We start from the raw sequence: 22468 nt of genomic DNA on the forward strand, positions 1-22468 counted from the left end.
AGGCACGCCCCCGCAAGACGGCATTTCCGCTTAGGCGACGCGACTGGCAGGATTCGTGCATGACTCGGGGGAAATCGGACTGCGGAGCCCTTCGCACTTGCGGAATCTGGAACTGAACTTGTCATGAACGCCTTTCGGTGATGTACTCAGCATCAAGAGGTCGAGGAGAATCGCCCTTATGGACAGGATGACGGACCATGCAGCGCACCAGCCGGTGCGAGGTTCCAGTTCCCACCCCGAGCAGTCGCACTCGGGATCATACGGCGGACCGGTGATGGATTCGCCAATTGCAGGCGCTCAGGTCAGCGACTGGCGCCGCAAGATGAGCGACCACATCGCTTATGCGCTGCTGGTCTACACGGCGCTGCAGATCTTCGTTACCATCGGCGCGCTCAAGGCGCATGGCGGCTCGCTGTTGCCGTACTTCGCGCTGGTGATCCTCGTTGTCGCGATCATCCCGGCGTGCCGCCGCTTCGAAGCGCGCTGGAACGGGCTGACCGACGAACAGGCGCACGACCCGGCCCTCGCGCCTTATTACCGGCGTGACCGGCTGGCGCTGTGGCTTCTGGCGATCGGCCTGCCTTTCGCCCTCACCGCACTGTTCAAGGGACTGGCCCTCCTCTTCGCCTGATCGCAACTCCCGTTTGCCCTTCGCCTGCACCGCGACTAGGGCAAGGCCGCAAGTTCGGCTTTTTATCGGGAGTTTTACAGGTCATGCTCAGTCCGGATCAGGCAAGGGACCGCGCGCTTGACCTCGTGGAGCGCGCCCGCCGCGCCGGGGCCGAGACCGCCGACGCGGTCTATGGCGCCAGTTCCTCCGAAGGCATCCAGGTCCGCCTCGGCAAGCTGGAGGACGTCGAACGCTCCGAAAGCGAGCACATCGCGCTGCGCGTCTTCGTGGGCAAGCGCTCGGCCAGCATCGGCTCGTCCGACCTCTCCCCTGCCGCGCTCGACGAACTGGCCGCCCGCGCCATCGACATGGCCCGCGCCGCGCCCGAGGACGCTTATGCCGGCCTCGCCCCCGAGGACGTGCTGACGCGCGGCCCCTGGCCCGACCTCGACCTGATCGACGCGCACGAGCCCAGCCCCGAGGCCCTGCGCGAAGCCGCGCTGGAGGCCGAGGACGCTGCACGCGCGGTATCCGGCATCACCAATTCCGACGGCGGCACCGCCAGCTTCGGGCACGGCGTCTTCGCGCTCGCCACCAGCCACGGCTTTTCCGGCGCCTACGGCTCGACCAGCCATTCGCTGAGCGCTTCGGTCGTCGGCGGCGACGGCTCGGACAAGCAGCGCGACAACGCCTGGCGCAGCACGCACCACCATGCAGACCTGCCCTCCCCCGCCGAAATCGGCCGCCTTGCCGGGGAGCGCACCGTCGCCAAGCTCGGCTCCGGCAAGCTCAAGAGCGGCGCCATGCCGGTGATCTTCGACCCGCGCGTGTCCAGTTCGCTGGTCGGCCACCTGCTCGGCGCGATCACCGGCAGCGCCATCACGCGCCGCTCCAGCTTCCTGCTGGAAAAGCTGGGCGAACAGATCTTCGCCCCCGGCATCCTGATCGCCGACGATCCGCACACCCCGCGCGGCCTGCGCTCGCGCCCGTTCGATGGCGAGGGCCTCGCCACCTCGGCGCGCAATGTGGTCGAGGACGGGCGCCTGACCGGCTGGCTGCTCGATTCGGCCTCGGCGCGGCAGTTGAACCTTGCGCCGACCGGCCACGCCGCGCGCAACGGCGGCGGCGCGCCGGGCGTATCGACCGGCAACGTCCACCTCGCGGCGGGGACGCTGTCGCCCAAAGAACTGATGGCGGACGTGAAGGACGGGGTCTACGTGACCGAATTGATCGGCCAGGGCGTCAACGGCGTCACCGGCGACTACAGCCGCGGCGCCGCGGGCTTCCGCATCGTCGATGGCGAGTTGGCCGGGCCGGTGGCGGAGTTCACCGTGGCGGGCAACCTGCTGCGCATGTTCGCGCAGCTGACGGCGGCGAACGACCTCGAATGGCACCGCGCGATCAACGTGCCGACGCTGCGCGTGGACGGGATGACCGTGGCGGGGGATTGATTCCCTCGCCGGTACGCATCAACGCCTCAAACAAACCCCGTCATCCCAGCGAAAGCTGGGACCGCTGGCCGTGAAAAGCCCAACTCTCGTTCGGATGCCCTGACGATAGTTGGCCGTAACGGGCCAGCGGTCCCAGCCTTCGCTGGGATGACGGGCGCTTGGCTCAAGCGGCGGCGTTTCACGCCTCCGCACCATCGATGTCTGGAAGGTCAAACTGGAGCGGGCGAAGGGATTCGAACCCTCGACCCCAACCTTGGCAAGGTTGTGCTCTACCACTGAGCTACGCCCGCTCTGGCGTTCGACGGACAGTGGGATGAAGACCGCTTCCGTCCGGGTGGAGGGGCCACTAGCAGCGGTTCGCGACCTCTGCAAGAGCCCCCCGTCACAAAAAATGCGTCACACATTTTACCGAGCCTTGCGCAGCCCCAACGCAAGGCTGATCGCGCCGAGCATGACGAGGATCGCGAAAGTGTCGGCGACGAGGTCCATCAGTTCCGCATCGCGGTGGAGCGCGGGGATCATCTGCACCACCTCGATCCCCGCGCCGAGCAGCACCAGTCCTGCCGCGATTGCCAGCTTGGGCACGCGCGGATAGCCGAGCACGCCCAGCACCGAGAGCGTCGCGAAGGCCATCATGTGCTGGAACTTGTCGCTGGGCTCACCGGGAAAGTGCGGCGGATGCGGCAGCACGGCCATCGTCACGGCAAAGACCAGCGCCAGCCAGAACAGGATTCGGAAGAGGTTCTGCATGACACCACTATCGTGGTGCGGCGCAGCAAATTCAAACTGAACTTGCCCGATCCCGGACGCGCAGAACACTGCGGGTCCCTTCAGGGAGGTAGTTTTGCTATGTAGGAAAACTGGAGCGGGCGAAGGGATTCGAACCCTCGACCCCAACCTTGGCAAGGTTGTGCTCTACCACTGAGCTACGCCCGCTCTGGCGTTTCGAAAAGGCCTGCTGGAAAGCGGCCCGTCCGGTGTGGAGGCGGCCCACTAGCAGCGGTTCGAAAGGTCGGCAAGCATAAAAGACAAAGTTTTTGCGACAGCCTCGGAAACGGGCCGAATTGGCGCATTCTCCCTTCACAAACGCGCGCGAAAGGCCAATCTAGGGAATTGATTTTTCGTAATTGGAGCACGAATCTTGGCCAGCATGGGTCTCAACCTCGACGAGCAGAAGGCCGTGGACCGGTTCCGCAAGGCGGTCGCCGAACCTTCGATGACCCAGCTCGTGATCCTGGACTTCTGGGCCGAGTGGTGCGGCCCCTGCAAGGCGCTGACCCCGGTGCTGGAAAAGGTCGCCGCCGAATACGCCGACAAGGGCGTTCTGCTCGCCAAGGTCAACGTCGATGAGGAGCAGTTCATCGCGGCGCAGTTCCGCGTGCAGTCGATTCCGACCGTCTACGCGATCTTCCAGGGCCAGCCGGTGGCGGACCTCACCAGCGCCCGCACCGAATCGCAGCTCAAGGGCATGCTCGACCAGTTGCTCGCCAAGCTGCCGGTGCAGCCGGGCGGCGTCGAGCCCGCGCCCGACCTTACCCCGCTGATCGCCATGGGCGAGGAAGCGCTGGCCGAGGGTGACGGCGAACGCGCCGCCAGCATCTTCATGCAGATCCTCGAGATGGCGCCCGACAACGGCGAAGTGCTCGGCGGTCTGGTCCGCGCTTTCGTCGCCGCCGGGCGGATCGAGGAAGGCGAGCAGGTTCTCGATTCGCTGGGCGAGCCGCTCTCCACCGACCCGCATGTGGAGCGCGCGCGCGGTGTGCTGGCACTCGCCAAGGACAAGCCCGAGGACAGCGAACTGGCCGCTCTGCGCGCCGCCGCAGCCGAGCACCCCGCCGACATGGAAGCGCAGTTCGCCTTCGCCGGTGCCGCCTTCGCCGCCGGTGAGCGCGACGGCGCCGCCGAAACGCTGCTGCGCATGATCACGGCCGACCGCGAATGGAACGAGGGCGCGGCCAAGGCCAAGCTGCTGCAGATCTTCGAAGCGATCGGCCTCGAAGACCCGTGGGTTTCGGCCACGCGCCGCAAGCTCTCGACCGTCCTGTTCGGCTGACGCGGTTGGCGCGGATCACCATCTTCCCGCTGACCGGCGCGGTGCTCTACCCGGGGCTGCAACTGCCGCTCCACATCTTCGAGCCGCGCTACCGCGCGATGGTGAGCGACGCCCTCGCACGCGACCGGCTGATCGGCATGATCCAGCCGCAGAAGGGCTTCGAGGGCGCCCCGCTCTTCGCGGTGGGGTGCCTGGGCCGCATCGGCGATGTCGAGGCGCTGGAAGACGGCCGCTTCAACATCATTCTCGACGGCGAGAAACGCTTCCGCGTGCTGCGCGAACTCGACGTGACGACGCCGTTCCGTCAGGTCGAGGCGGAGCTGCTGGAAGAGCCCGAGGAAGTGCTCGCCCCGATCGAGCGCGCCAGCTTCGAGCGCGAGGCGAAGCGGTTCGCGCAGGCGCAGGGCTATGTGGTCGACTGGGAGCAGGTCGGGCGGCTCGACGACATGTCGCTGATCAACGGCGTCTCGCAGATCGCGCCGTTCGATCCGGCCGCCAAGCAGGCGCTGCTGGAAGCCTCGGGGCTCTCGGCGCGGTGCGAGTTGCTGGTGCAGCTGATGCAGTTCTTCGGCCGCGCGGGCGATGGTGACGAGGATGGGGCGACGTTACAGTAGGGCGGCGAGGCCCACCCCGTCCGGCTAGTTCGCTACGCTCTCAAGCCTCCCGGCCCTCCCGCTTGCGGGAGGGCGTAACCTTCCTACTCCCCTCCCGCTTGCGGGAGGGCGTAACCTTCCTACTCCCCTCCCGCTTGCGGGAGGGGTTGGGGGTGGGCTCTTCCCCTCAAACCGTATCGAACACATACCCCAGCGAACGCACCGTGCGCAGCGGGTTGCCCGCACCCACGCCCTTGAGCGCCCGGCGCAGGCGGCCGATCCACACGTCCACCGTGCGTTCGTCCACCGGCGGCTCCTGCTTGCCGAGCGCCGAGATCAGCTGCGTGCGGCTGAATACCCGGCCGGGGTGCTCGATGAAGTAGCGCAGCAGGCGCAGTTCGTTGGGCATGAGCGAGATCGGCTTGCCCTGGAAACGCGCCTGGAACGCGGCGACGTCCACCATCAGCTCGCCCTGCGTGACGACGCGGATGCCCGCGCTGTCCTGCTCGCCGAGGTTGGCGCCGAGCACCCGGTCCAGCAGTGCATTGCGCGTCAGCGGGCCGACCATGTAGTCGTCCGCGCCCATGCGCAGCGCACGCTTGCGGTCCTCCTGGTTGTCCTCCTCCAGCACCATGGTCACATGGGCATGGGCGGTCAGGCTGTCCGCGCGCAGGCGGCGGCACAGTTCGAGGCCGGACATCTCGGGCAGCACCCAGTCGATGAAGACCCACAAGGCCCCCTCGATCAGCGGCAGCTCGGCAAAGTCGGTCCAGCGATGCAGCATGACGTCGAACTGGTCATGCCGAAACGGCGCGAGCCCACCCGAAAGTTCGCTCGCCAGCAATATGTCGATCCGCCGCATCGCCCCGTTGTCCGCCTTTTCGAGATAGTCTGCCCCCAGGGTCAGGACCCTTTGTACGCGCGGCTTTTGCCTCCCGAGTATGACGACCCGGTGACATATCGGTGACACGGTCATGAATTCGCAAAACCGGCCCCGACGCCGGAAACAATCGGGAAATATCGCTTATCAACAAGCCGCTTGGCACTTGTCATCGAATTGACCCGCAACCGTCACGCCGCCGCAACCGCCTGCTGTCATAGGCCCCGAAATCGCAGGGAATTTGGGGACGAACGACCATGCGCGAGCAGATCGAAGACTTCATCGGACGTGGCAACAACAGCGGGATTCCCGCTTGGCTCGACCTTCCCGATCCCAAGGGCTTCCGGCCCAAGCGCAAGTACCGCACGATCTGGATCTCGGACATCCACCTCGGCACGCGCGGCTGCAACGCGAACATGCTGGTCGACTTCCTGCGGGCGCACGAGTGCGAGACGCTCTACCTCGTCGGCGACATTGTCGACGGCTGGCGGCTGCGCAAGGGCTGGTACTGGCCGGACGCCCACAACGAAGTCGTGCGCCGCATCCTCAAGATGGCGCACCGCGGCACCCGCGTGATCTTCATCGCCGGCAACCACGACGAGATGCTGCGCGACTATGCGGGCCTCAGCTTCGGCGGGGTCGAGCTGGCGCTGGAATACGTCCACACCACCGTCGACGGCCGCCGCCTGCTGGTCACGCACGGGGATGCCTTCGACGGCGTCGTGCTCTACCACAAGTGGCTCGCGTTCCTGGGCGACCAGGCCTACTCGATGCTGCTGCGCGCCAACATCGTGTTCAACGCCGTGCGCCGCCGCTTTCACATGCCGTACTGGTCCCTCTCGGCCTACATGAAGAAGAAGGTCAAGAACGCCGTCCAGTTCATCGGCAGCTACGAGGAAGCCGTCGCCAACGAGGCCACCTCGCGCGGGTTCGACGGCGTCGTCTGCGGCCACATCCACTGCGCCGAGATCCGCGAATTCGGCGGCATCACGTATTACAACGACGGCGATTGGGTCGAAAGCTGCACCGCACTGGCGGAGGACTTCACCGGCCACATGTCGCTGATCGACTGGGTCAAGGAAACCGGCGGCCACACGATCGCCGAAACGGCCGCCGAGGAGCACGCCGCAGACAAGGAAGCCACCCCGGAGGCCGTATCGTGAAGCTGGCCCTGGCAACCGACGCCTGGTTGCCGCAGGTCAACGGCGTCGTCCGCTCGCTCACCTCGACCGTCGAACACCTCACTGCCCGCGGGCACGAGGTCGAGACGATCACGCCCGACCGCTTCCTGACGATGCCGATGCCGGGCTATGCCTCGATCCGGCTGGCGATGGCGCCGCGCTTCGGCGTACGCCGGATGCTCGACAAGGCGGCGCCGGACATCGTCCATATCGCCACCGAAGGCCCGATCGGCTGGGCCGCGCGCGGCTGGTGCCTGGCGCGCGGGGTGCCCTTCACTTCCGCCTTCCACACGCGTTTTCCTGAATACTGCGCGGTGCGCACCGGGCTCTCCGCCGAGTACTTCTGGCCGATCCTGCAGCGTTTCCATGCGCAGAGCCAGGCGGTCATGGTCTCCACCCGCAGCCTCGCCGCCGAACTGGAAGAACGCGGCATCGGCCCGACCCGCGCGTGGAGCCGGGGCATCGACCACGCCCTGTTCCGCCCCGACGGCCCGCGCCTTGCGGAGATGACCGCGCTGAAGGCGATGCGGCCCGGTCCTGTCCTGCTCAACGTTGGCCGCGTCGCGCCGGAGAAGAACCTCGAGGCCTTCCTCGACCTCGACGTGCCCGGCAGCAAAGTGGTGGTCGGAGACGGCCCTGCGCTCGACAACCTGCGCCGCCGCTATCCGCACGTGCTGTTCCTCGGCGCACTGTCGGGCGAGGCGCTGGCCTCTGCCTATCGCAGCGCCGACTGCTTCGTGTTTCCCAGCCTGACCGACACCTTCGGCCTCGTCGTCATCGAGGCGCTGGCTTGCGGCACTCCGGTGGCAGCGTACCCGGTGACCGGGCCGATCGACATCCTCGGCCCTGACGGACGGGGCGTGGACCACCGTGTCGGCTGGGCGGCGGGCGCGGTCGATACCTCGCTCGCCCGCGCGGTCGAGGGCGCACTGACGGTGGAGCGGACCGACGCCGCCGCGCTGGGCTCGCTCTATTCGTGGGAACGCGCCACCGACCAGTTCCTCGCCGCGATCGAGGGCGCGCTGGACAGCGCCGAACGCGGCCTTCGGTCAGCGGCCTAGCGTCAACCCTCCCCGTGCCTTGTCATCTCCGAAGGCGGGAGGCCAGGGTCAGGTTTGAGATGCGCCGCCTGTCAGGTGCTTACGCGATGGGACCAAGGTACAGGCAGTCCAAGCCGGATCGTGCCCGGCCAGACCCCGATCACAGCAGCGGTTGGGGAGCGTGTCCGCTGGGTTCACGTACCGGGCAGCCGAGGAAATCCTCGACCGGCGGCGTGAAGCCCAGACGCCGGACGACGGCTTGCGAGATCAATGCCTCGAAGCGCATGCCGATGCAGCGACCGACCTGCCATACCACCTGTCCCTGGACGATGCCCTGCCCCTGCAGATCGAGCGTCGCCGACCGTTCGCGCATGTCGCGGTCGCAGGCCATCTCGAACATACAGCCGCCCATGGAAAGGTCGTAGAGGAACACCTGTTCCCTCGCCCCTTCGACGAGACAGGCGACGTCCTTCTCGACGATATGACGGCTCCAGTTACGCGCTTCCATCGCAATTGCCCCCGATGATCTGGCGAGGGCATTACTGCGTCACGGCTTAAGCAATCGATAATGGCCCCGCTTGGTGCGGCCCGCAGAACGATGCTAGCGCCGCTCGTTCCTAAGCACGAATTCGCGCGAGGCGCGGACCGGGACCTTGAGCCGGCATTCCACGCCGCCCGGCTCGAACCTGAGATCCACTTCCGACTTCAGTTCGTGCGCCACGATCTTCTCGATAAGATCGCGCCCGAAACCGCGCTTGGTCGGCTCGGCCACCGGAGGGCCGCCTTCCTCGCGCCAGTGAATCTCCGCGAGGTCGGGCGAGGCCATCGTCCATTGCACGTGAATGCGCCCCTCGATCGTGCTGAGCGCGCCATACTTGGCGGCATTGGTCGCCAGTTCGTGGATGGCCAGACCCAGCGACATGGCATCGTTGGGCGCCAGCTTGATCCCCGGCCCGGCCATGACGACGTGGCTCTCGTTACCTTCCATGTAGGGCGCCAGTTCCGAGCGTACGATGTCGCCCAGCGCCGCGTGGCCCCAGTCGGACTGCGAGAGCAGGTCGTGGGTGGCCGACAGGGCCCGGATGCGCGCAGTCAGGCTTTCGGTGAAATCGTCGATGCCTTTCGAGCGCCGCCGCGTCAGTGCTGCGATCGACAGCACGTTCGCCAGCGTGTTCTTGACGCGGTGGTTCAACTCGCGCGTCAGCGAATTACGGATCGAGGCCTGGCTGGTCAGCCACTCCAGAACGACGCGGTCTTCTGCGGCGCGCTTGGTGATCAGCCGCCCGATCGCCATCACCATCAGCGAGGCGAGCGCTCCGAAGAACAGCGTCAGGCGCGAGAGCGGCGAGAGCGCATTGGCCTGACGGTCGCCGACCTCGACGATCCAGGCCTGCCCCGCCACGTCGATGCGTCGCTCTATGGTGGGGCCGGTCAGCCCGTCGGCGCCGCGCTGTTCCGCCAGCAATGTCTCCGGCGCGACGTGGTCGTCGTAGATGGCGATGTCGATGCTGTCGTTGCGGTAGAGTTCACTGGCCGAGCCGAGGAAAGTCTGCGCGCGAAACGGGCTATAGACGAAGCCCTTGACCCACCGCCGCCCGCCTCTCTCCAGCGTCACCGGCATATAGATGAGGAACGCCGCGTCGGTCTGCTGATCTCGCGCCGGGTAGCGGAAGCCGTCCTGCGCGAGGTGGACCACACCCGTCGCCGCCGGGCCACGCCGGGCCATGGCCCGCTCCATCGCCTGTCGGCGCACGGGCTCGGAGTACATGTCGAAGGCCAGCGCGCGCTTGTTCCCCGACGATTGCGGCTCCAGGTAATAGACCGGAACGGCATACTTCTGGCCGGGCTCGGGGCGCGGATCGACGCTGAAGTCCAGCCGTCCGCCGCCCTGCACCGCAAACTCGAAAGCGGCCAGCTTGTCCACCGGGATCAGCGGCGCCCAGCCCATGCCGAGCGAGCCGTAGAGCGTACCGTCGCCTTGCAGGTCGCGCGCGAATTCGGCGAACTGTTCGGGCGAAACGACGTCCTGGGTCGCGAACAGCGCGCTGCCTGCGCGCAGCAGCGCTATGTTCTCGGTGACGCGGCGCTGGAGGGCGGAGGAAATCTCGGTGAGCTGACGGTCGAGTTCGATCGCGCGCGTCTGCTTGTCCGCGCGCTCGATCGCCATGACGGAGACCGCCGTGGTCATGCTCGCGATGAGGAACAGCAGGAACGGCCAGCCGCGCGGATACCTGTGGAACCACGCCTGCTTCTGAACCCTGTCGAGCAGAGCCTGGTCAATCACCCGGCAACGTCCTGCACCATAAACTCCGTCGCGTTGCGATCACTTATGAACGCAAGCATCATGCTATGCCAACACTTTACGCTGAGGGGAACCATGCTCGGCATCGATTGTTCCATCTGCAAACGACGTCCGCTCGGCTTGCAGACCGGACGATGCCCGAGACAGCGCCCCGCCTTCCGCCAGCCTTGCGCGCGAAGACATTGGGCCGCGCGCCGGGCTTGACCGCTCCCCGGTCTCGCCGCAAGTGTGCTTTCGGTGAAAGGGAGTTCGTGTTGAATCAGCCCAATGGACGTGGTGACTCCGGCCCTGTGCCCGGCTTGCCGCCCGAAGTCCGTCGAGACGGAGAACCCGGCTGGGCCGGGGGGTTGAGGAAGCTCTACAACTCCGTGGTGGAAGAGCCGCTGCCGGACAGCTTCAAGGATCTCCTTAAGAAGCTGGACGACGACGGCGATGCCTGACCGGATAGCGCCCAGCGCCGCGGACGAAGGCTTCCGCAAGGAACTGCTCTCCGTCCTCCCTCATCTCCGCGCATTTGCCCGAGGCTTGTCGGGACGGCCGGACTTTGCCGACGATCTCGTGCAGGAAGCCGCGATCAAGGCGTGGACCGCGCGCGAACGCTATCAGGCGGGCACCAACATGCGCGCCTGGACTTTCGCGATCCTGCGCAACCACTATCTGTCCGAGCTGCGCCGCTCCCGCCGCCAGACCGACCTCGATGAAGGCGTGGTCGAGAAGATGCTGGTGATGGAAGCGGATCAGGAAGGCCCGCTCCACCTCGACGACATGGAAGCCGCGCTGCAGAAGCTGGCCCCCGAACGGCGCGAGGCGGTGCTGCTCGTCGGCGCCTCGGGCTTCAGCTACGAGGAAGCCGCCGAGATCGCGGGCTGTCCGATCGGCACGATGAAGAGCCGTGTCGCCCGTGCCCGCGCCGATCTTGCCCGGATGCTCGACGGCGATCAGCCGCAGCAGGTCGAGGTCAAGGCGCGCAAGACGGGCTGACCGGCTGCCGCAACGGCGGCAGTACGACCAGGCATGCCAAAGCCGCCAGATGAAACGCGAGCGCCGCTGCCGTCAGCGGCACGGTGCCGCGCTCGATCCATGGCGAGACGATGCTCGTTCCCAGCGCTGCGGCGGTCAGGATGCACAGGATCACCAGAGCACTGGCGCGGGCATCGTCGCCGCGGCTCGCCAGGATCGCGCGGAAGAACCCCGCCGGACCGCGCAGGCCGAGGCCGGTGTTGACGGGGATGAACAGCGCCGTGATCACCAGCGCCGAAGTCCCGCCCGACAGCGCGTAGGCGAACTGCCCTGCCGCTCCGAGTGCGGAGAGACCGGTGCCGAAGGCGATGACGCGCTCGGCGCCCAGCCTGTCGCCCCAGTGCGCGGCGGTGTTGGCGGCGATGATGAAGGTGACGACGCCGCTCATCTGCATCGTGATGAAGTCCGCCAGCGTCCCGCCGTGCACGCGCACGAAGACGGTGGGCATCCCGAACACGAAGACCAGCAATCCGCCCAGCACGCTCGCCTGGCTGAGCGCATAGCGCAGGAACGTCGGGTCGCGCAGCAACACCACGAAGCTGCCCTGCCCGCGCCGTCCCACTTGCGGCAAGCCGCCGGTGAGCATGACCAGCACCGCCGCCGCGAAGGCCCCGGCGGCCATGACCTCGAAATTCAGCGACCAGCCGCCGAGCGCGAGCAGCCCCGCCCCCGCTACGGGCGCAAGGGCCGGCCCCAGCGCCTCGATGCTGCCCAGCAGGCCGATCGCCCGGACCGCCCGAGTCTCGTCGAACATGGCCTTGACGATGCCCGGCGCAAAGACGGCGGGACCGGCCGCGACCATACCCTGCAGCGCGCGAAGCCCGATGAGCGCCTCGATATTCGGGGCCATCGCACAGGCCAGAGAGACGGCGGCGGTCGCCAGCAGCGAGCCCACGATCAGCCGCGATGTCGCCACCCGGTCTCCCAGCGCGCCGTAGCCGAGCAGGCCGATACAGGTGCCTCCGACGTAAGCGGCCAGCACCAGTTGTGCCTGCGACGGGTCGCCGCCCAGCGCCTCGGGCAGCAGCGGCACAGCGGGCAGGACCAGATCGACGCCCATCATGCCGATGATGGTGCCGCACAGGACCAGTGCCAGCGTCAACCACGCGCGATTCATCGAAGCCGTCCCCCTTGTCGGAAGACGGGTTTGTTGCAGCGGGTCACGATCAACGCAATCGTCATTGCGAGCGTAGCGAAGCAATCCAGAGCAGTCCTACGCCGCCCTGGATTGCTTCGCTAAGCTCGCAATGACGAGATGGTGCGAGGAAGACCGCATGAAACGGCTCCACAAAAAACAAAACCCCCGCATCCCTTGCCGGATGCGGGGGCCTTGAAAAGCCTGTCTGGCCTTCGGCTTACGCCGGGTAGGTCCAGGCGGTGCCGCGGTCGAAGTTGTCCGAGGCGAACTTCCAGTTGAGGATGTTCTCGAGGACCGCCTTCACGTAGGCCGGGCGCTTGTTCATCTGGTCGATGTAATAGGCGTGCTCCCAGACGTCGACGGTCAGGAGCGGCACGACGTCCTTGACGAGCGCGCTGTCGGCGTCGTGGGTCGAGATCACCTTGAGCTTGCCGCCTTCGACGACGAGCCAGGCCCAGCCGTTCGAGAAGTGGTTCACCGCCTCGTTCGAGAGCGCTTCGAGCAGCGCGTCGATCGAACCGAAGTCGGCGGTGATGGCAGCGGCCAGGCTCTCGCTCGGCGCGGTCTTCTCACCCGACAGCGAGTGCCAGTAGAAGCCGTGGTTCCAGGTCTGGGCCGAGTTGTTGAACAGCGGACCGGAAGCCGACTTGGCGATCTCTTCGACCGACTTGCCTTCGTTCTCGGTGCCGGCGATCGCGGCGTTCAGCTTGTCCACGTAAGTCTTGTGATGGGCGCCGTGGTGGATTTCCAGCGTCTTGCTCGAGATGTGCGGTTCGAGCGCGTCCTGCGCATAGGGCAGCGGCATGAGGGCGATGGTCATGGTCATGTCCTTTTTCAGGTTATTGAAGCTGGCCTGCACTTCGGCGGGAAACCGAAAAAGCGCAGAAAAGATCGCGGCCTATGTCTGACGTGCAGCGCAACAATTCAAGCGCGCAATCGCGGCATTTTGAATTTCTCATGCGAAAAAGGATGGCGGGGTTGCCGCCATCCTCTCCCGTGGTCGCCGTCGTCCTGCAAGGGGAGCAAACGCCGGCGAGCCAACCCATACCGGCCGTGTGATCCGGCCGTCAGGTTCGTCAGTTCTGCTTGTCGGCAGCGTCCTTCATCGCGTCGGACTTGGCGTCGCCTGCCTTCTTGACCGCGTCGGCCTTGTTTTCCAGCGCATCTTCGGCGGCTCCGGTGGTCGCATCGGCCTGCGCGTCGATCGCGTCGGCGGCGGCGTCGGACTGGGCCTCCACGGCGTCGGCCGCCTTCTCGGTCGCTTCCTGCTGCGGGCTGTTGCAGGCGGCAAGTCCCAGCGAAGCGGCAGCGACGGCAATCATGGCAAGACGCGAAGTGGCAGTGGCTTTCATGGCGAGGAATCCTTTTCCCTGTTTATGGTATCGGGCGCGTTGAAGATGCCGAGGGGAGGACGCGCCACCTCCCGCCGCAAGGCCCGCCGAAGCGGGCCTCACTTCGAGGTCGTCGGGACCGTGCGGTTCTTAGCGAACCGAGCCGCGACGGAAGAGGTTGACGATCGCCAGCAGGACGACCGCGCCCAGGAACGAGGCGAACAGCGACATGATGTCGAAGGCACCGCTGGTGATCGGCGCACCGCCGATGAGCGGGGTGATGATGAAGCCGGCGATCACCGCGCCGACGACGCCGACGACGATGTTCAGGAAAATGCCCTGCTGCGCATCGGTGCGCATCAGGATGGAAGCGAGCCAGCCGATGATGCCACCGACGAGGAGGATAAGAAGGAGGGTCATGGTTTCCGTCTCCGAATTGAGTGTGCTGACCCTAATAACGGGCAGTAGCGCGCAAGGTTCCGCAACAATACGAACGCCTCGTCGCAACGTGAACTTTGCCGCAACCAACCGCGCGCCCGCCGGGTTCTGGCCAGCAAGGAGGCGCGACACGTGTATACTTCGGCCCGGAACCGCGCGGCGTCCGCCCTCGCCTCGCTGCTGATCGTGGCGGGCGGGCTGGCGGCGATGATGGCGGGACTTGCTGCGCGCATGACACCGCAGGAACGCCGCGAGACGCTCGCCGCGATCATTCCCCTGCGCGAGGAGCCGGAGAAACCCCGGCCGAAGGAAATCCCGGCCAAGGCGGATTCCACCGCCGCGAAGGGCCGTCCCTCACCTCCCAACTTGCGCAACAAGGCGACGCAGGTGGTCGCCCCGCCGCCGAAGCTGCCCCCGCTGATCGTGCCGCCGCCGATCGTCACCGCGCCGAAGGCCGGCATTGGTTCGGCCGCGCAAAGCGGCGCCTCGGACCGCCTTGGCCCCGGACAGGGCGCGGGCGGGATCGGCGATGGTGACGGCGGCGGCGGCAACGGCGACGGCGCGGGCGAAGGCGATGACGATGCCCTCACCCGCCCACGCCAGATTCGCGGACGCCTGCATTTCTCCGACCTGCCGCCGGACCTGCGCGAAGCCAAAAGCGGCGGCGAACTCAAACTGCAGTACCGCATCGGCGTGGACGGGCGGGTCAGCGACTGCCGCATCCTCACCTCAAGCGGTCGCCCCGACCTCGATGCGACGACCTGCCGGCTGATCACTGAACGGTTCCGTTTCAAGCCCTCGCGTAACCGTGCGGGAGAGCCCGTGGCTGCAATCATGGTCGAGACCCACGGGTGGTATTTTCCGCCGGAGGACACGCCTTGAAAGTGGTGGGGTGCCCACCCCGTCGGCTAGTTCGCTGCGCTCGCAAGCCTCCCGGCCCTCCCGCTTGCGGGAGGGCAAGGCGCAGGTCTCTCATTCCCCTCCCGCTCGCGGGAGGGGGCAGGGGTGGGCAAGACCGGGACACCAACCCCTCCCCCGCGCGTTACCCCCGTAATCCGACACGGCGCAGCTTGACGCACCCACGCCAATGGAGCCAAGACACCCCTTCGAAGTCCTCGCGAGAATTGCACCGATGCTTTCGCAAAAAACACGCTATGCGATCCGGGCCATGCAGCACCTCGCGGACAAGTACGGCCAGGGTCCGATCCCGCTGACCGACATCGCCGAGACCCAGAACATCCCGGCGAAGTTTCTCACCGTCATCCTGTCGGAACTGTCGCGCTACGGCATCGTCGCCTCACAGCGCGGCAAGGACGGCGGCTACTGGCTGGGCGTGCCGCCGATCGACATCACCTATGGCGACCTCATCCGCGTGATGCGCGGCTCGCTGGCTCTGGTGCCCTGCGCCAGCCGCTTCGCGCACGAGACCTGCAAGAACTGCGTCGAGGAAAAGGACTGCCGCACCCGCGCGCTGATGCTGCAGGTCCGCGACGCCACTGCGGGCCTCCTCGACGGGATGCGGCTGTCCGACAAGATCGACCCCGTGCCCGCCGCCGAAGGACTGGAAGCTGTCGAGGACGTCTGAGCTTTAGCGGCTGAAAGCAAACCTTCTTCCTCGACCCCATTGTCAACTTTTACGATAGAGAATACCAAGCCCGCATCCGCCCCGCTGCGAGAGGAGATGCGCATGCGAATTGCCAAGCCCGCCGATGCGACCGCAACCGAACACCCGCTGCTCAACGAAGGCGTCCAGCACGTTATCGAGGCGCTGCAGCGCCTGCGCTTCGGCGTGATCCAGCTGACCGTCCACGACGGCAAGCTGATGCAGGTCGACGTCACCGAGCGCCGCCGCTTCAACCACTGATCGACCCGACCTGGCGAAGCCGAGCACACCGGACGACCGGGCGGCTTCTGCCTGGAGATTGATCCGCGTGGTTCCCATCCGCGCGGCATTCGCCTAGCCAGTAGATGGGCCAGTAGATGGGGCCAACAGGCCGCGACCAGATCCAACCTGCACCCCAGGAGGAGTAAGAATGCTCGATTCGCTGCCGACACTGGCCGAAATCGCTCCCTTCATCGCCATCGGTTTCGCCGCGCAGATCGTCGATGGCGCGCTCGGCATGGCCTTCGGAGTGATCACCCAGACGCTGCTGGTCAGCGTGGTCGGTGTTCCTCCGGCAGCGGCCTCGGCCAGCGTCCACCTGGTCGAGCTGTTCACCACCGGCACCTCGGGCATCAGCCATATCCTGCACCGCAACGTGAACTGGGGCCTGTTCCTGCGGCTGGTGCCGACCGGCATCATCGGCGGCGTCGCCGGTGCCTACCTGCTGTCGAGCATCGACGCCTCGGTGGCCAAGCCCTACGTCATGATCTACCTCACCGGCATCGGCATCTACCTGATGTTCCGCGCCATCCGCATGCGCAAGCCGAGCTTCGCGGACCCCAAGTACACCGCCCCTCTGGCGCTGGCGGGCGGCTTCCTCGACGCGGCGGGCGGCGGCGGCTGGGGTCCGGTGGTCACCTCCAACCTCCTCGTGCAAGGCGGCGAACCGGCCAAGACCATCGGCACCGTCAACACCGCCGAGTTCCTGCTGACCACCTCGATCTCGATCGCGTTCATCTCCACCATCGGGCTTTCGGCCTTCACGGTGGCGACGGTCGGCCTGATCATCGGCGGCGTCGTAGCTGCGCCCTTCGGCGCCCTCTTCGCCAAGCGCATCAAGCCGCGCACGCTGCTCGCGGCCGTCTCGGTGGTGCTGATCGCCACCAGCGTGTTCAGCATCTGGAAGTCGTGGCCGATCTTCTGAGGACGCCTTGGCCACCCCGCTGCGACTAGGTCCTGCGGACCAAGTCTCGCTGCCCCTCCCGCAGGCGGGAGGAGAAAATCGCCGGGAGGCTTGGGAGCGAAGCGAACTAGCCGGACGGGGTGGGTCTCACGTCAAAACGTGAACGTCACCACGACCGGGTCCGAATAGCCCCCCGTCTTCGCGTACTGCCCCGCCGGAATCCGCCCATAGGCCGTCTTGGTCGCGTTGAAATTCAGCAGGTTGTTGATCAGCATCGACTGCGAGGAGCCGCCATTGCTGTTGTTCCCCCAGACCGTGGCATAGCCCGCATCCTGATAGATGTTGTAGTTCAGCCGCGCGGCCCCGTTCGCCATCTGCCGCGCCGCCGCGTTGCCCGACGTGCCCGCACTCAGCGCAAGATCGACCGTCGCGTTCATCGGCACGCTGACCGAGATGCAGTTGGCGGTGACCGTCGCCGTCGCCGTGGTCGGCGAGGTATTGGCCGGGTTGTACGTCCCGAAGCTGAGATTGGTGGTCGAGACCGAGCAGATGCACACGAGGCACCCCGCCGCGTCCGCCGCCGCAATGGGCATGAGCCCGCACGCCAGCCCCCCCAGCGCCGCGATGGACCGAGTGGCAAGCCGCATCGTCACGTCCTTTCGTTCCCGCGCACGCAAGTGACGGGCGTTGCCGCAAGCCGCGCGTCCTCGCCCAGCGCCGGGATCGGCGCCAGGCACGTCCCGCCCGCACCCGAGACGCTGAGCGTGCCCGCACCGCCGCGATAGCCTTCGAGCCAGACTTCGCCGTCGTAGCCTACGACGCCGACCCCGCCTGCCCAGGCGATGCTCGATCCGGTCTGGAGCGGAATTCCCTGCGTATCGAGCACCCGCAGCCGCACGCCCTGCCCGCCCACGGTGCCGAAGCGCACCCGCACCGCCTGCCGCCAGCCCGGCGCGACGACTTGCTGCGCGGTGTCGAGGTCCTCCGCGATCGGCACTTCGGCGGCGTCGATGCCGATGTGGTTCTCGGCATAAGGCTGGAGGCCGGTGACGATCACGCCGCGCCCGCGCCCGGCCTTGGTCGGACGGGGGCGGTTCTCGACGGTGACGGTGACCGGGGCGTCGCTGGCCACGTCGACCAGCGCGAAGCCGTCGTCGATGTGCTGGCTGGCGACGAGCGTTCCGTCCACCCTGAGCAGGCCGCCGCGCACGTTGAGCTGCACGCCCTGCTGCCCACGCCGCTGCGCTACGTCGAGGCGGATGTCGCCTGCGCCGCTGCGATAGCCGAGCCCGCCCTCCAGCCATGCCGCTCCACCATCGCGCCCGGCCAGCGCCCGCGCGCCGAAGCCGCTGCGGTCGGGCAGGTTCTGCGTGAAGGTCGCGGCCGCACGGCCCGGCTCGGCGATCACCGAAGCATTGCGGCGCGGTCCCAGCGGAATGGTCAGCGAGCCGAACAGCCCCGCGTCGCGCCGCCCCGCGCGATAGGCGGTGTACTGCACGCCCGCCGAGAGATAGCCGCCGCGCAGGTTCGCCGTGTAGTAGGCCGAGGCGAGATCGTAGCGGGTTTGTCCTTCCCCGCCGATACCCTGCGTCAGCCGCGCATAGCTGGCATTGAGGCTGCCGATCCGTCCGAGCGAAAGCCCTCCTGCGACCGCCAGTTCGCTGCGCCCGCCGCCGTTGAAGCGGCCCTCGCCCACCTGCCGGAACTGCGCGTCGGCGCGCTCGTAGCTGGTGGTGAAGGTATAGACCGGCGTGACGCGCTGCATTTGCGCGCGCATCAGCGTCCCGGTCCCCGCTGACCCTTGCGACACCGCGCCTGCCAGCGAAACCTCGCCGACCGCGCCCAGCACCATCGCCGCGCCAAGGCCCGCCATGCGCGTGCGACCACTGACCTCCACGCGCCCTTCGAGGGTCAGCGCATTGGTGATCCCGCGCCGCAGTCCGGCCGCCGCGAACAGAGGGCCATAAGCGAAGCTGTCGAAGCCGAAGCGCCTCCGCAGCGCCCCCGCCTCGATCGCGAATTCGGAGAGGCCGGGGCGCAGCAGGCTCGGGCTCGCGTAGAAGCTGCGCGTCACCTGCCGGGTATTGCCCGCAAGGTCACGCACGCTCATCGTCACTTGCCCGGCCCCGGTAAGGCGCGGCTGGAGGGTGAGGTCGAAGGCGCCCGGCCCGACGTCCATCGACTGGCGCGACGATTGCGCCATAAGTTCAACGGTCGAAGCCGTCAGCGCGCTCCCGGAGATCACCGGCAGCGGGAAGTTGATGCTCTGCGGATCGAGCGAGAAATCGGTGCCGAGGAACACACCGCCATACCGCACCGGACGGCTCCACGGCGCGCCGGTGCCGACGGCGTCGCCCAGCACCAGCCGCATCCGCTGCTGAGGAAAGTCCCGGCGCAGCGCGGTATCCAGCCGCACGACGCCTCCCCGGTCGCTGTCGACGAGAAAGCTGGAGTCGGCGACGCCCCAAGGTCCGGAAACGCCCGCATCGACGAAACCGCCAAGCCGCGCGTGGCCGTTCCAGTCGGACAGCGTCAGGTCGTAATCGAGGAACTGCGCCGGGATCGTCTGCGCCAGCGGCACGACATGGCGGCCGGGATCGAACGTGTAGCGCGGAAACAGGCTGACGTCGGCATCGACCAGCAGCGTCGCCCCGTCCGCGTCGAGCCGCGCGACACCCTTCACGCGGTCCAGCGCGACGTAGCTTTCGCCGCCCAGCGTCTCGGACGCGATCATGGAATGGGCGGCGAGGCCCCAGCTCTCGATGTCGCTGCGCCGCGCAAGGAGGTGGCCGTCATGCACGATGAGCAGGCCGGGCTCGGCGATCGCCTGCCCGTTGAGGACGACGCCGACCGGCATGGGCGCCGCCTCGGCCACCGACTGCGCGCAGGCAGTTCCGACGCCGATCGCAGGCGACAGGGCAAGCGCAGCCGAAAGGGCTGCCGCAAGGCGGCGGGAGGTGCGCTTCACCGGAGGCGACCATCAGCTCACGGCGCAGGGAGGGCGACGGTATACTCGCCCTCCTCGGCACGCACGTGGATGGAGAACAGACCGCGCGGCAGGCGCTCGGCCGGGATCAGCTGCGCACCTCCGGCAAGGAGATAGAACGGCTTGTCCAGCGTTACCGTCTCGCTCGCCCCTTGCAGAGTGAGCGCCACGATCCGGGCGTGGCCGCTGCCCGTATTGGCAAGGCGCAGCCCCAGCGGCGAGGTGGAGGCGGTGAACTGCGGTGCCACGCCCTCGGCGCCCCGGAACACCGGGACCGAGAGGCGCAGCAAGGTCTGCACCACGCCTGGCTGGGCCTGCGTGGGGTCGGGAAGTTCGTCGACGATCAGGCGCCACTGCCTTTCCGCCTGCGCCCCTGTATCGGCGGGCAGGCTGCAGCGCACCAGCCGCGTGCCGTGCGGCGCAATCGTCGCGATCGGCGGATTGACGACGAAGTCGGTATCGGGATCGAGAATGTCGGCACCGCCCTCGTCGCGGCTCCATGCGAAGCCGCGCACCTGCACGGTCACCGCGCGGTCGGAATCGTTGCCCAGCGTCAGCGAGCAGAAGCGGCGGCCCGAAGGTACATCGACGCGCACCGGCATCACGCTGAGCGAACCCGCCCGCGCCGGGGCGGCAAAGCCGCCCCACATGGCAACAAACAGGGCCGCCAGCAGTACCGGAGCGCGCCGAAAGGTCATCAGTAGGTCACCGTGACGGTCACCGAGTCGGTGTAGGCGCCCGCCGTGGTGTTCTGGCTGCCGGGGATGCGGCCGTAGACGGTGTAGGCGGTGGCGGAAGTCCCGGCGGTGCCCGCGACGGTGTCGGTATTGACGGTGTTGCCCCAGTTCGTGGTGCGGCCGGAATCGGAATAGAGCGCGTAGTTGAGGGTATGGCCGGAGGAATTGAGCTTGCGCACGGTGGTCGTGCCGCCGGTCGTCGTGCCCGCATTGAGGCCGACGTTGTAGGGGGTGCCCTGCGTGCAGGTGACGTTGACGGTGGTGGTCGCATCGACGTTCGAGGACGACGTCGGGTTGTAGTTGCCGAAAGCCAGCGGGCTGGCGGCGACGACGCAGGCCGACTGCACGTTGGCCGTCACCGTGATGGTGTCGGTCACCGTCGCGGCGGACGCGGCCTGGGGCGCGAGGACGATACCTGCGGCAAGGGCGAACCCTGCGGCAAGCGGGCGAAGGCGGCGAGCGCCGTGGGCATGGTGAACGTTGCTCATGGCAATCGTTTACCAAGACAGGGTTGCCCAGCCTTCCAACGCCCTCCCCGGTGGTTCACCTAGGAACGCGGCAACCAAACGCTCCGGCGATTTCCGATTGCCCCGGCGTGAAATAGCCCGTGCGGGGCGGTCCTGCGCTTTTGCCCCGGCCGGTCAGGTGGCAAGCTGGCGGGCATAACGAAAATCGCCCCGGAGAGACCTGACCTTGCGCTATCTATCGGAAATCGGTGCCGCGTGGCGCCCGCTGCTGGCGGCGACGCTGGGCATGGGTACGGGCATGTCGATCATCGGCACCGTCACCAGCGCGATCGCGCCCTCGCTCGTCGCCGATGCCGGGTGGTCCAAGGCGCAGTTCGCGATGACCGGCATGCTCGGCATGTTGACGGCGCTGTCGATGCCCTTCATCGGCCGCCTCGCCGACCTCTTCGGGGTCAAGCTGACCGCGCTGATCGGGATCGTCGCCATGCCGCTGACGATGCTGGGCTTCAGCCTCATCGGCGGCTCGTTCGAGGCCTATCTGGCGATCTTCATCTTCCAGAGCATCATTTGCGTGACGACGACCGCGACGGTCTACACCCGCCTCGTGGTGCAGCATATCGAGCACGCGCGCGGCCTCGGTCTTGCAATCGTCGCCTGCGGCCCGGCCCTGTTCGCCGCGATCGGCGGGCCGGTCATCAACGAGTTCGTCGAGGCGCACGGCTGGTCGGCGACGTACCGGATGCTGGCGCTGTTCACGGTGCTCACCGGCATCGTCGTGTTCCTGCTCATCCCCAGCGGGCGAGCGCATGCGGCCCTCGTCACCGCGCCCAAGCGCCGCGCGCGCGACGACTATCCCGAGATCTTCGGCGAGCGGGCGTTCTGGATCCTGTTCGGCGCGATGTACTTGTGCAACCTGCCACTGACGCTGATTCTCGTGCAGCTCAAGATGCTGGTGCTTGACCAGGGGATCAGCGGCGAAGGCGCCTCGATCATGTTCACCGCGCTGGCGGTGGGGATGCTGCTGGGCCGCTTCGTGACCGGCGTGGCGCTCGACCGCTTCGCGCCGCAAGTGGTGTCGTTCGTGATGCTGGCGCTGCCGGGGCTCGGGCTGTTCGTGCTGGCGAGCAACTGGGACGCGCCGGTAGTGGTGACCGCGGCGATCTTCAGCCTCGGCTTCGCGGTGGGGGCGGAAGGGGATATCCTCGCCTTCCTCGTCGCGCGGCACTTCCGGACGCGAATCTATTCCAGCGTGCTCGGGCTGCTGACGGGGGTGTGCTCGCTGGCGGCCGCTTCGGGAGCAGCGCTGCTGAGCTGGACGCTGGCGCGGACCGGCAGTTTCGACACGTTCCTGGTGACCGTGGGCACGTCGGTATTCGCAGGCGCCCTGCTGCTGCTCATGCTGCGCAAGGGGCCGCAGGTGGAGGAAGCGTTGGGGGAACCGGTGCCGGCCTGACG

The 22468-nt window shown here is 67.3% G+C and carries 25 protein-coding genes and 2 tRNA genes; 13 read left to right on the forward strand and 14 right to left on the reverse strand.

Going from position 1 to position 22468, the window contains the following annotated elements; translation table 11 throughout:
• The first annotated feature begins 274 nt into the window (after positions 1-274).
• Positions 275-631, forward strand: coding sequence for a hypothetical protein (locus HWN72_RS12385; RefSeq protein ID WP_248005981.1), 357 nt, complete (start codon positions 275-277; stop codon positions 629-631).
• An 83-nt stretch (positions 632-714) separates the two neighbouring features.
• Positions 715-2061, forward strand: coding sequence for a TldD/PmbA family protein (locus HWN72_RS12390; protein WP_008832090.1), 1347 nt, complete (start codon positions 715-717; stop codon positions 2059-2061).
• Positions 2062-2276: 215 nt separating this feature from the next.
• Here HWN72_RS12390 and HWN72_RS12395 read toward each other — a convergent pair.
• The 3 genes from HWN72_RS12395 to HWN72_RS12405 all read right to left on the reverse strand — a co-directional run bounded on the left by HWN72_RS12395 (position 2277) and on the right by HWN72_RS12405 (position 2997).
• Positions 2277-2351 (reverse strand) — tRNA-Gly (locus tag HWN72_RS12395).
• 115 nt (positions 2352-2466) lie between these two features.
• Positions 2467-2811, reverse strand: coding sequence for a hypothetical protein (locus HWN72_RS12400; protein WP_008833224.1), 345 nt, complete (start codon positions 2809-2811; stop codon positions 2467-2469).
• A gap of 111 nt (positions 2812-2922) precedes the next feature.
• Positions 2923-2997: transfer RNA gene (locus tag HWN72_RS12405), tRNA-Gly, on the reverse strand.
• Between the two features lie 214 nt (positions 2998-3211).
• Here HWN72_RS12405 and HWN72_RS12410 point away from each other — a divergent pair.
• Positions 3212-4114, forward strand: a complete 903-nt coding sequence (locus HWN72_RS12410) for a tetratricopeptide repeat protein (protein ID WP_211150404.1) — start codon at positions 3212-3214, stop codon at positions 4112-4114.
• Between the two features lie 5 nt (positions 4115-4119).
• Positions 4120-4728, forward strand: a complete 609-nt coding sequence (locus tag HWN72_RS12415; protein WP_008830163.1) for an LON peptidase substrate-binding domain-containing protein — start codon at positions 4120-4122, stop codon at positions 4726-4728.
• 166 nt (positions 4729-4894) lie between these two features.
• Here the strand turns inward: HWN72_RS12415 and HWN72_RS12420 are convergent, their stop codons facing one another.
• On the reverse strand, positions 4895-5569 hold the full coding sequence (locus tag HWN72_RS12420; protein ID WP_008830164.1) for a response regulator transcription factor: 675 nt from the start codon (positions 5567-5569) through the stop codon (positions 4895-4897).
• Positions 5570-5844: 275 nt separating this feature from the next.
• Here HWN72_RS12420 and HWN72_RS12425 point away from each other — a divergent pair, with 275 nt between their 5' ends.
• Both HWN72_RS12425 and HWN72_RS12430 read left to right on the forward strand, forming a co-directional pair.
• Entirely contained in the window at positions 5845-6750 is a 906-nt protein-coding gene (locus tag HWN72_RS12425) for a UDP-2,3-diacylglucosamine diphosphatase (RefSeq protein ID WP_008830165.1), read from the forward strand.
• A complete protein-coding gene (locus HWN72_RS12430; RefSeq protein ID WP_036527215.1) occupies positions 6747-7829 on the forward strand; it encodes a glycosyltransferase family 1 protein in 1083 nt (360 codons plus the stop codon). Before HWN72_RS12425 ends, HWN72_RS12430 begins: the two co-directional genes overlap by 4 nt.
• A gap of 139 nt (positions 7830-7968) precedes the next feature.
• Here HWN72_RS12430 and HWN72_RS12435 read toward each other — a convergent pair whose 3' ends face one another.
• On the reverse strand, positions 7969-8316 hold the full coding sequence (locus HWN72_RS12435; RefSeq protein ID WP_036527214.1) for a PilZ domain-containing protein: 348 nt from the start codon (positions 8314-8316) through the stop codon (positions 7969-7971).
• A gap of 93 nt (positions 8317-8409) precedes the next feature.
• On the reverse strand, positions 8410-10092 hold the full coding sequence (locus tag HWN72_RS12440; protein WP_008830168.1) for a CHASE domain-containing protein: 1683 nt from the start codon (positions 10090-10092) through the stop codon (positions 8410-8412).
• Between the two features lie 272 nt (positions 10093-10364).
• Between HWN72_RS12440 and HWN72_RS12445 the strand changes: the two genes are divergently transcribed.
• Together HWN72_RS12445 and HWN72_RS12450 are read left to right on the forward strand one after the other, a co-directional pair.
• A complete protein-coding gene (locus tag HWN72_RS12445; protein ID WP_155986315.1) occupies positions 10365-10550 on the forward strand; it encodes a NepR family anti-sigma factor in 186 nt (61 codons plus the stop codon).
• Positions 10543-11091 (forward strand): sigma-70 family RNA polymerase sigma factor, encoded by a 549-nt coding sequence (locus HWN72_RS12450; RefSeq protein WP_008830169.1) that lies wholly within the window; start codon positions 10543-10545, stop codon positions 11089-11091. Before HWN72_RS12445 ends, HWN72_RS12450 begins: the two co-directional genes overlap by 8 nt.
• On the opposite strand, the gene HWN72_RS12455 is transcribed toward HWN72_RS12450, so the two are convergent.
• From HWN72_RS12455 to HWN72_RS12470, 4 genes are all read right to left on the reverse strand, one after another.
• Positions 11069-12247 carry an MFS transporter gene (locus HWN72_RS12455; RefSeq protein ID WP_036527212.1) on the reverse strand — a complete coding sequence of 393 codons (1179 nt, stop codon included), beginning with the start codon at positions 12245-12247 and terminating at the stop codon, positions 11069-11071. The two genes, HWN72_RS12450 and HWN72_RS12455, sit on opposite strands and share 23 nt — an antisense overlap.
• Before the next feature lie 238 nt (positions 12248-12485).
• Positions 12486-13088: a superoxide dismutase gene (locus HWN72_RS12460; RefSeq protein ID WP_008830171.1), complete on the reverse strand. Its 603-nt coding sequence runs from the start codon at positions 13086-13088 to the stop codon at positions 12486-12488.
• Positions 13089-13344: 256 nt separating this feature from the next.
• Positions 13345-13620, reverse strand: coding sequence for a hypothetical protein (locus tag HWN72_RS12465; protein WP_008830172.1), 276 nt, complete (start codon positions 13618-13620; stop codon positions 13345-13347).
• A gap of 129 nt (positions 13621-13749) precedes the next feature.
• A complete protein-coding gene (locus HWN72_RS12470; RefSeq protein ID WP_008830173.1) occupies positions 13750-14019 on the reverse strand; it encodes a GlsB/YeaQ/YmgE family stress response membrane protein in 270 nt (89 codons plus the stop codon).
• Between the two features lie 150 nt (positions 14020-14169).
• Between HWN72_RS12470 and HWN72_RS12475 the strand changes: the two genes are divergently transcribed.
• The 4 genes from HWN72_RS12475 to HWN72_RS12490 all read left to right on the forward strand — a co-directional run bounded on the left by HWN72_RS12475 (position 14170) and on the right by HWN72_RS12490 (position 16844).
• Positions 14170-14919, forward strand: a complete 750-nt coding sequence (locus HWN72_RS12475) for an energy transducer TonB (protein WP_008830174.1) — start codon at positions 14170-14172, stop codon at positions 14917-14919.
• A 250-nt stretch (positions 14920-15169) separates the two neighbouring features.
• Entirely contained in the window at positions 15170-15622 is a 453-nt protein-coding gene (locus tag HWN72_RS12480) for an Rrf2 family transcriptional regulator (RefSeq protein WP_008830175.1), read from the forward strand.
• Positions 15623-15724: 102 nt separating this feature from the next.
• A complete protein-coding gene (locus HWN72_RS12485; protein ID WP_008830176.1) occupies positions 15725-15901 on the forward strand; it encodes a YezD family protein in 177 nt (58 codons plus the stop codon).
• A gap of 169 nt (positions 15902-16070) precedes the next feature.
• The gene (locus HWN72_RS12490; RefSeq protein ID WP_008830177.1) at positions 16071-16844 is read left to right on the forward strand and encodes a sulfite exporter TauE/SafE family protein; all 774 of its coding nucleotides are present in this window, start codon (positions 16071-16073) and stop codon (positions 16842-16844) included.
• Between the two features lie 131 nt (positions 16845-16975).
• On the opposite strand, the gene HWN72_RS12495 is transcribed toward HWN72_RS12490, so the two are convergent.
• Genes HWN72_RS12495 through HWN72_RS12510 form a run of 4 tightly spaced genes read right to left on the reverse strand, consistent with a single transcriptional unit; the run spans position 16976 to position 21034 of the window.
• The gene (locus HWN72_RS12495) at positions 16976-17470 is read right to left on the reverse strand and encodes a spore coat U domain-containing protein (protein ID WP_008830178.1); all 495 of its coding nucleotides are present in this window, start codon (positions 17468-17470) and stop codon (positions 16976-16978) included.
• 2 nt (positions 17471-17472) lie between these two features.
• Positions 17473-19791, reverse strand: coding sequence for a fimbria/pilus outer membrane usher protein (locus tag HWN72_RS12500; RefSeq protein ID WP_211150394.1), 2319 nt, complete (start codon positions 19789-19791; stop codon positions 17473-17475).
• Positions 19792-19808: 17 nt separating this feature from the next.
• A complete protein-coding gene (locus HWN72_RS12505; RefSeq protein ID WP_008830180.1) occupies positions 19809-20507 on the reverse strand; it encodes a molecular chaperone in 699 nt (232 codons plus the stop codon).
• On the reverse strand, positions 20507-21034 hold the full coding sequence (locus HWN72_RS12510) for a spore coat U domain-containing protein (RefSeq protein WP_211150395.1): 528 nt from the start codon (positions 21032-21034) through the stop codon (positions 20507-20509). The genes HWN72_RS12505 and HWN72_RS12510 overlap by 1 nt, the downstream gene beginning before the upstream one ends.
• A 205-nt stretch (positions 21035-21239) precedes the next feature.
• On the opposite strand from HWN72_RS12510, the gene HWN72_RS12515 reads away from it, so the two are divergent.
• On the forward strand, positions 21240-22466 hold the full coding sequence (locus HWN72_RS12515; RefSeq protein WP_008830182.1) for an MFS transporter: 1227 nt from the start codon (positions 21240-21242) through the stop codon (positions 22464-22466).
• Positions 22467-22468: the final 2 nt, after the last annotated feature.

The sequence above is a fragment of the Novosphingobium sp. HR1a genome (assembly GCF_015594425.1).
Lineage (GTDB): Bacteria > Pseudomonadota > Alphaproteobacteria > Sphingomonadales > Sphingomonadaceae > Novosphingobium > Novosphingobium resinovorum_A.

What these genes read in the sequence shown, in the direction of transcription:
- HWN72_RS12490 (WP_008830177.1), top strand. Translation starts at nt 16,071, where the DNA reads ATGCTCGATTCGCTGCCGACACTGGCCGAAATCGCTCCCTTCATCGCC.
- HWN72_RS12455 (WP_036527212.1), bottom strand. Translation starts at nt 12,247, where the DNA reads ATGAATCGCGCGTGGTTGACGCTGGCACTGGTCCTGTGCGGCACCATC.
- HWN72_RS12390 (WP_008832090.1), top strand. Translation starts at nt 715, where the DNA reads ATGCTCAGTCCGGATCAGGCAAGGGACCGCGCGCTTGACCTCGTGGAG.
- HWN72_RS12485 (WP_008830176.1), top strand. Translation starts at nt 15,725, where the DNA reads ATGCGAATTGCCAAGCCCGCCGATGCGACCGCAACCGAACACCCGCTG.
- HWN72_RS12420 (WP_008830164.1), bottom strand. Translation starts at nt 5,569, where the DNA reads ATGCGGCGGATCGACATATTGCTGGCGAGCGAACTTTCGGGTGGGCTC.
- HWN72_RS12470 (WP_008830173.1), bottom strand. Translation starts at nt 14,019, where the DNA reads ATGACCCTCCTTCTTATCCTCCTCGTCGGTGGCATCATCGGCTGGCTC.
- HWN72_RS12495 (WP_008830178.1), bottom strand. Translation starts at nt 17,470, where the DNA reads ATGCGGCTTGCCACTCGGTCCATCGCGGCGCTGGGGGGGCTGGCGTGC.
- HWN72_RS12400 (WP_008833224.1), bottom strand. Translation starts at nt 2,811, where the DNA reads ATGCAGAACCTCTTCCGAATCCTGTTCTGGCTGGCGCTGGTCTTTGCC.
- HWN72_RS12465 (WP_008830172.1), bottom strand. Translation starts at nt 13,620, where the DNA reads ATGAAAGCCACTGCCACTTCGCGTCTTGCCATGATTGCCGTCGCTGCC.
- HWN72_RS12410 (WP_211150404.1), top strand. Translation starts at nt 3,212, where the DNA reads ATGGGTCTCAACCTCGACGAGCAGAAGGCCGTGGACCGGTTCCGCAAG.
- HWN72_RS12385 (WP_248005981.1), top strand. Translation starts at nt 275, where the DNA reads ATGGATTCGCCAATTGCAGGCGCTCAGGTCAGCGACTGGCGCCGCAAG.
- HWN72_RS12510 (WP_211150395.1), bottom strand. Translation starts at nt 21,034, where the DNA reads ATGAGCAACGTTCACCATGCCCACGGCGCTCGCCGCCTTCGCCCGCTT.
- HWN72_RS12435 (WP_036527214.1), bottom strand. Translation starts at nt 8,316, where the DNA reads ATGGAAGCGCGTAACTGGAGCCGTCATATCGTCGAGAAGGACGTCGCC.
- HWN72_RS12450 (WP_008830169.1), top strand. Translation starts at nt 10,543, where the DNA reads ATGCCTGACCGGATAGCGCCCAGCGCCGCGGACGAAGGCTTCCGCAAG.
- HWN72_RS12480 (WP_008830175.1), top strand. Translation starts at nt 15,170, where the DNA reads ATGCTTTCGCAAAAAACACGCTATGCGATCCGGGCCATGCAGCACCTC.
- HWN72_RS12425 (WP_008830165.1), top strand. Translation starts at nt 5,845, where the DNA reads ATGCGCGAGCAGATCGAAGACTTCATCGGACGTGGCAACAACAGCGGG.
- HWN72_RS12505 (WP_008830180.1), bottom strand. Translation starts at nt 20,507, where the DNA reads ATGACCTTTCGGCGCGCTCCGGTACTGCTGGCGGCCCTGTTTGTTGCC.
- HWN72_RS12460 (WP_008830171.1), bottom strand. Translation starts at nt 13,088, where the DNA reads ATGACCATCGCCCTCATGCCGCTGCCCTATGCGCAGGACGCGCTCGAA.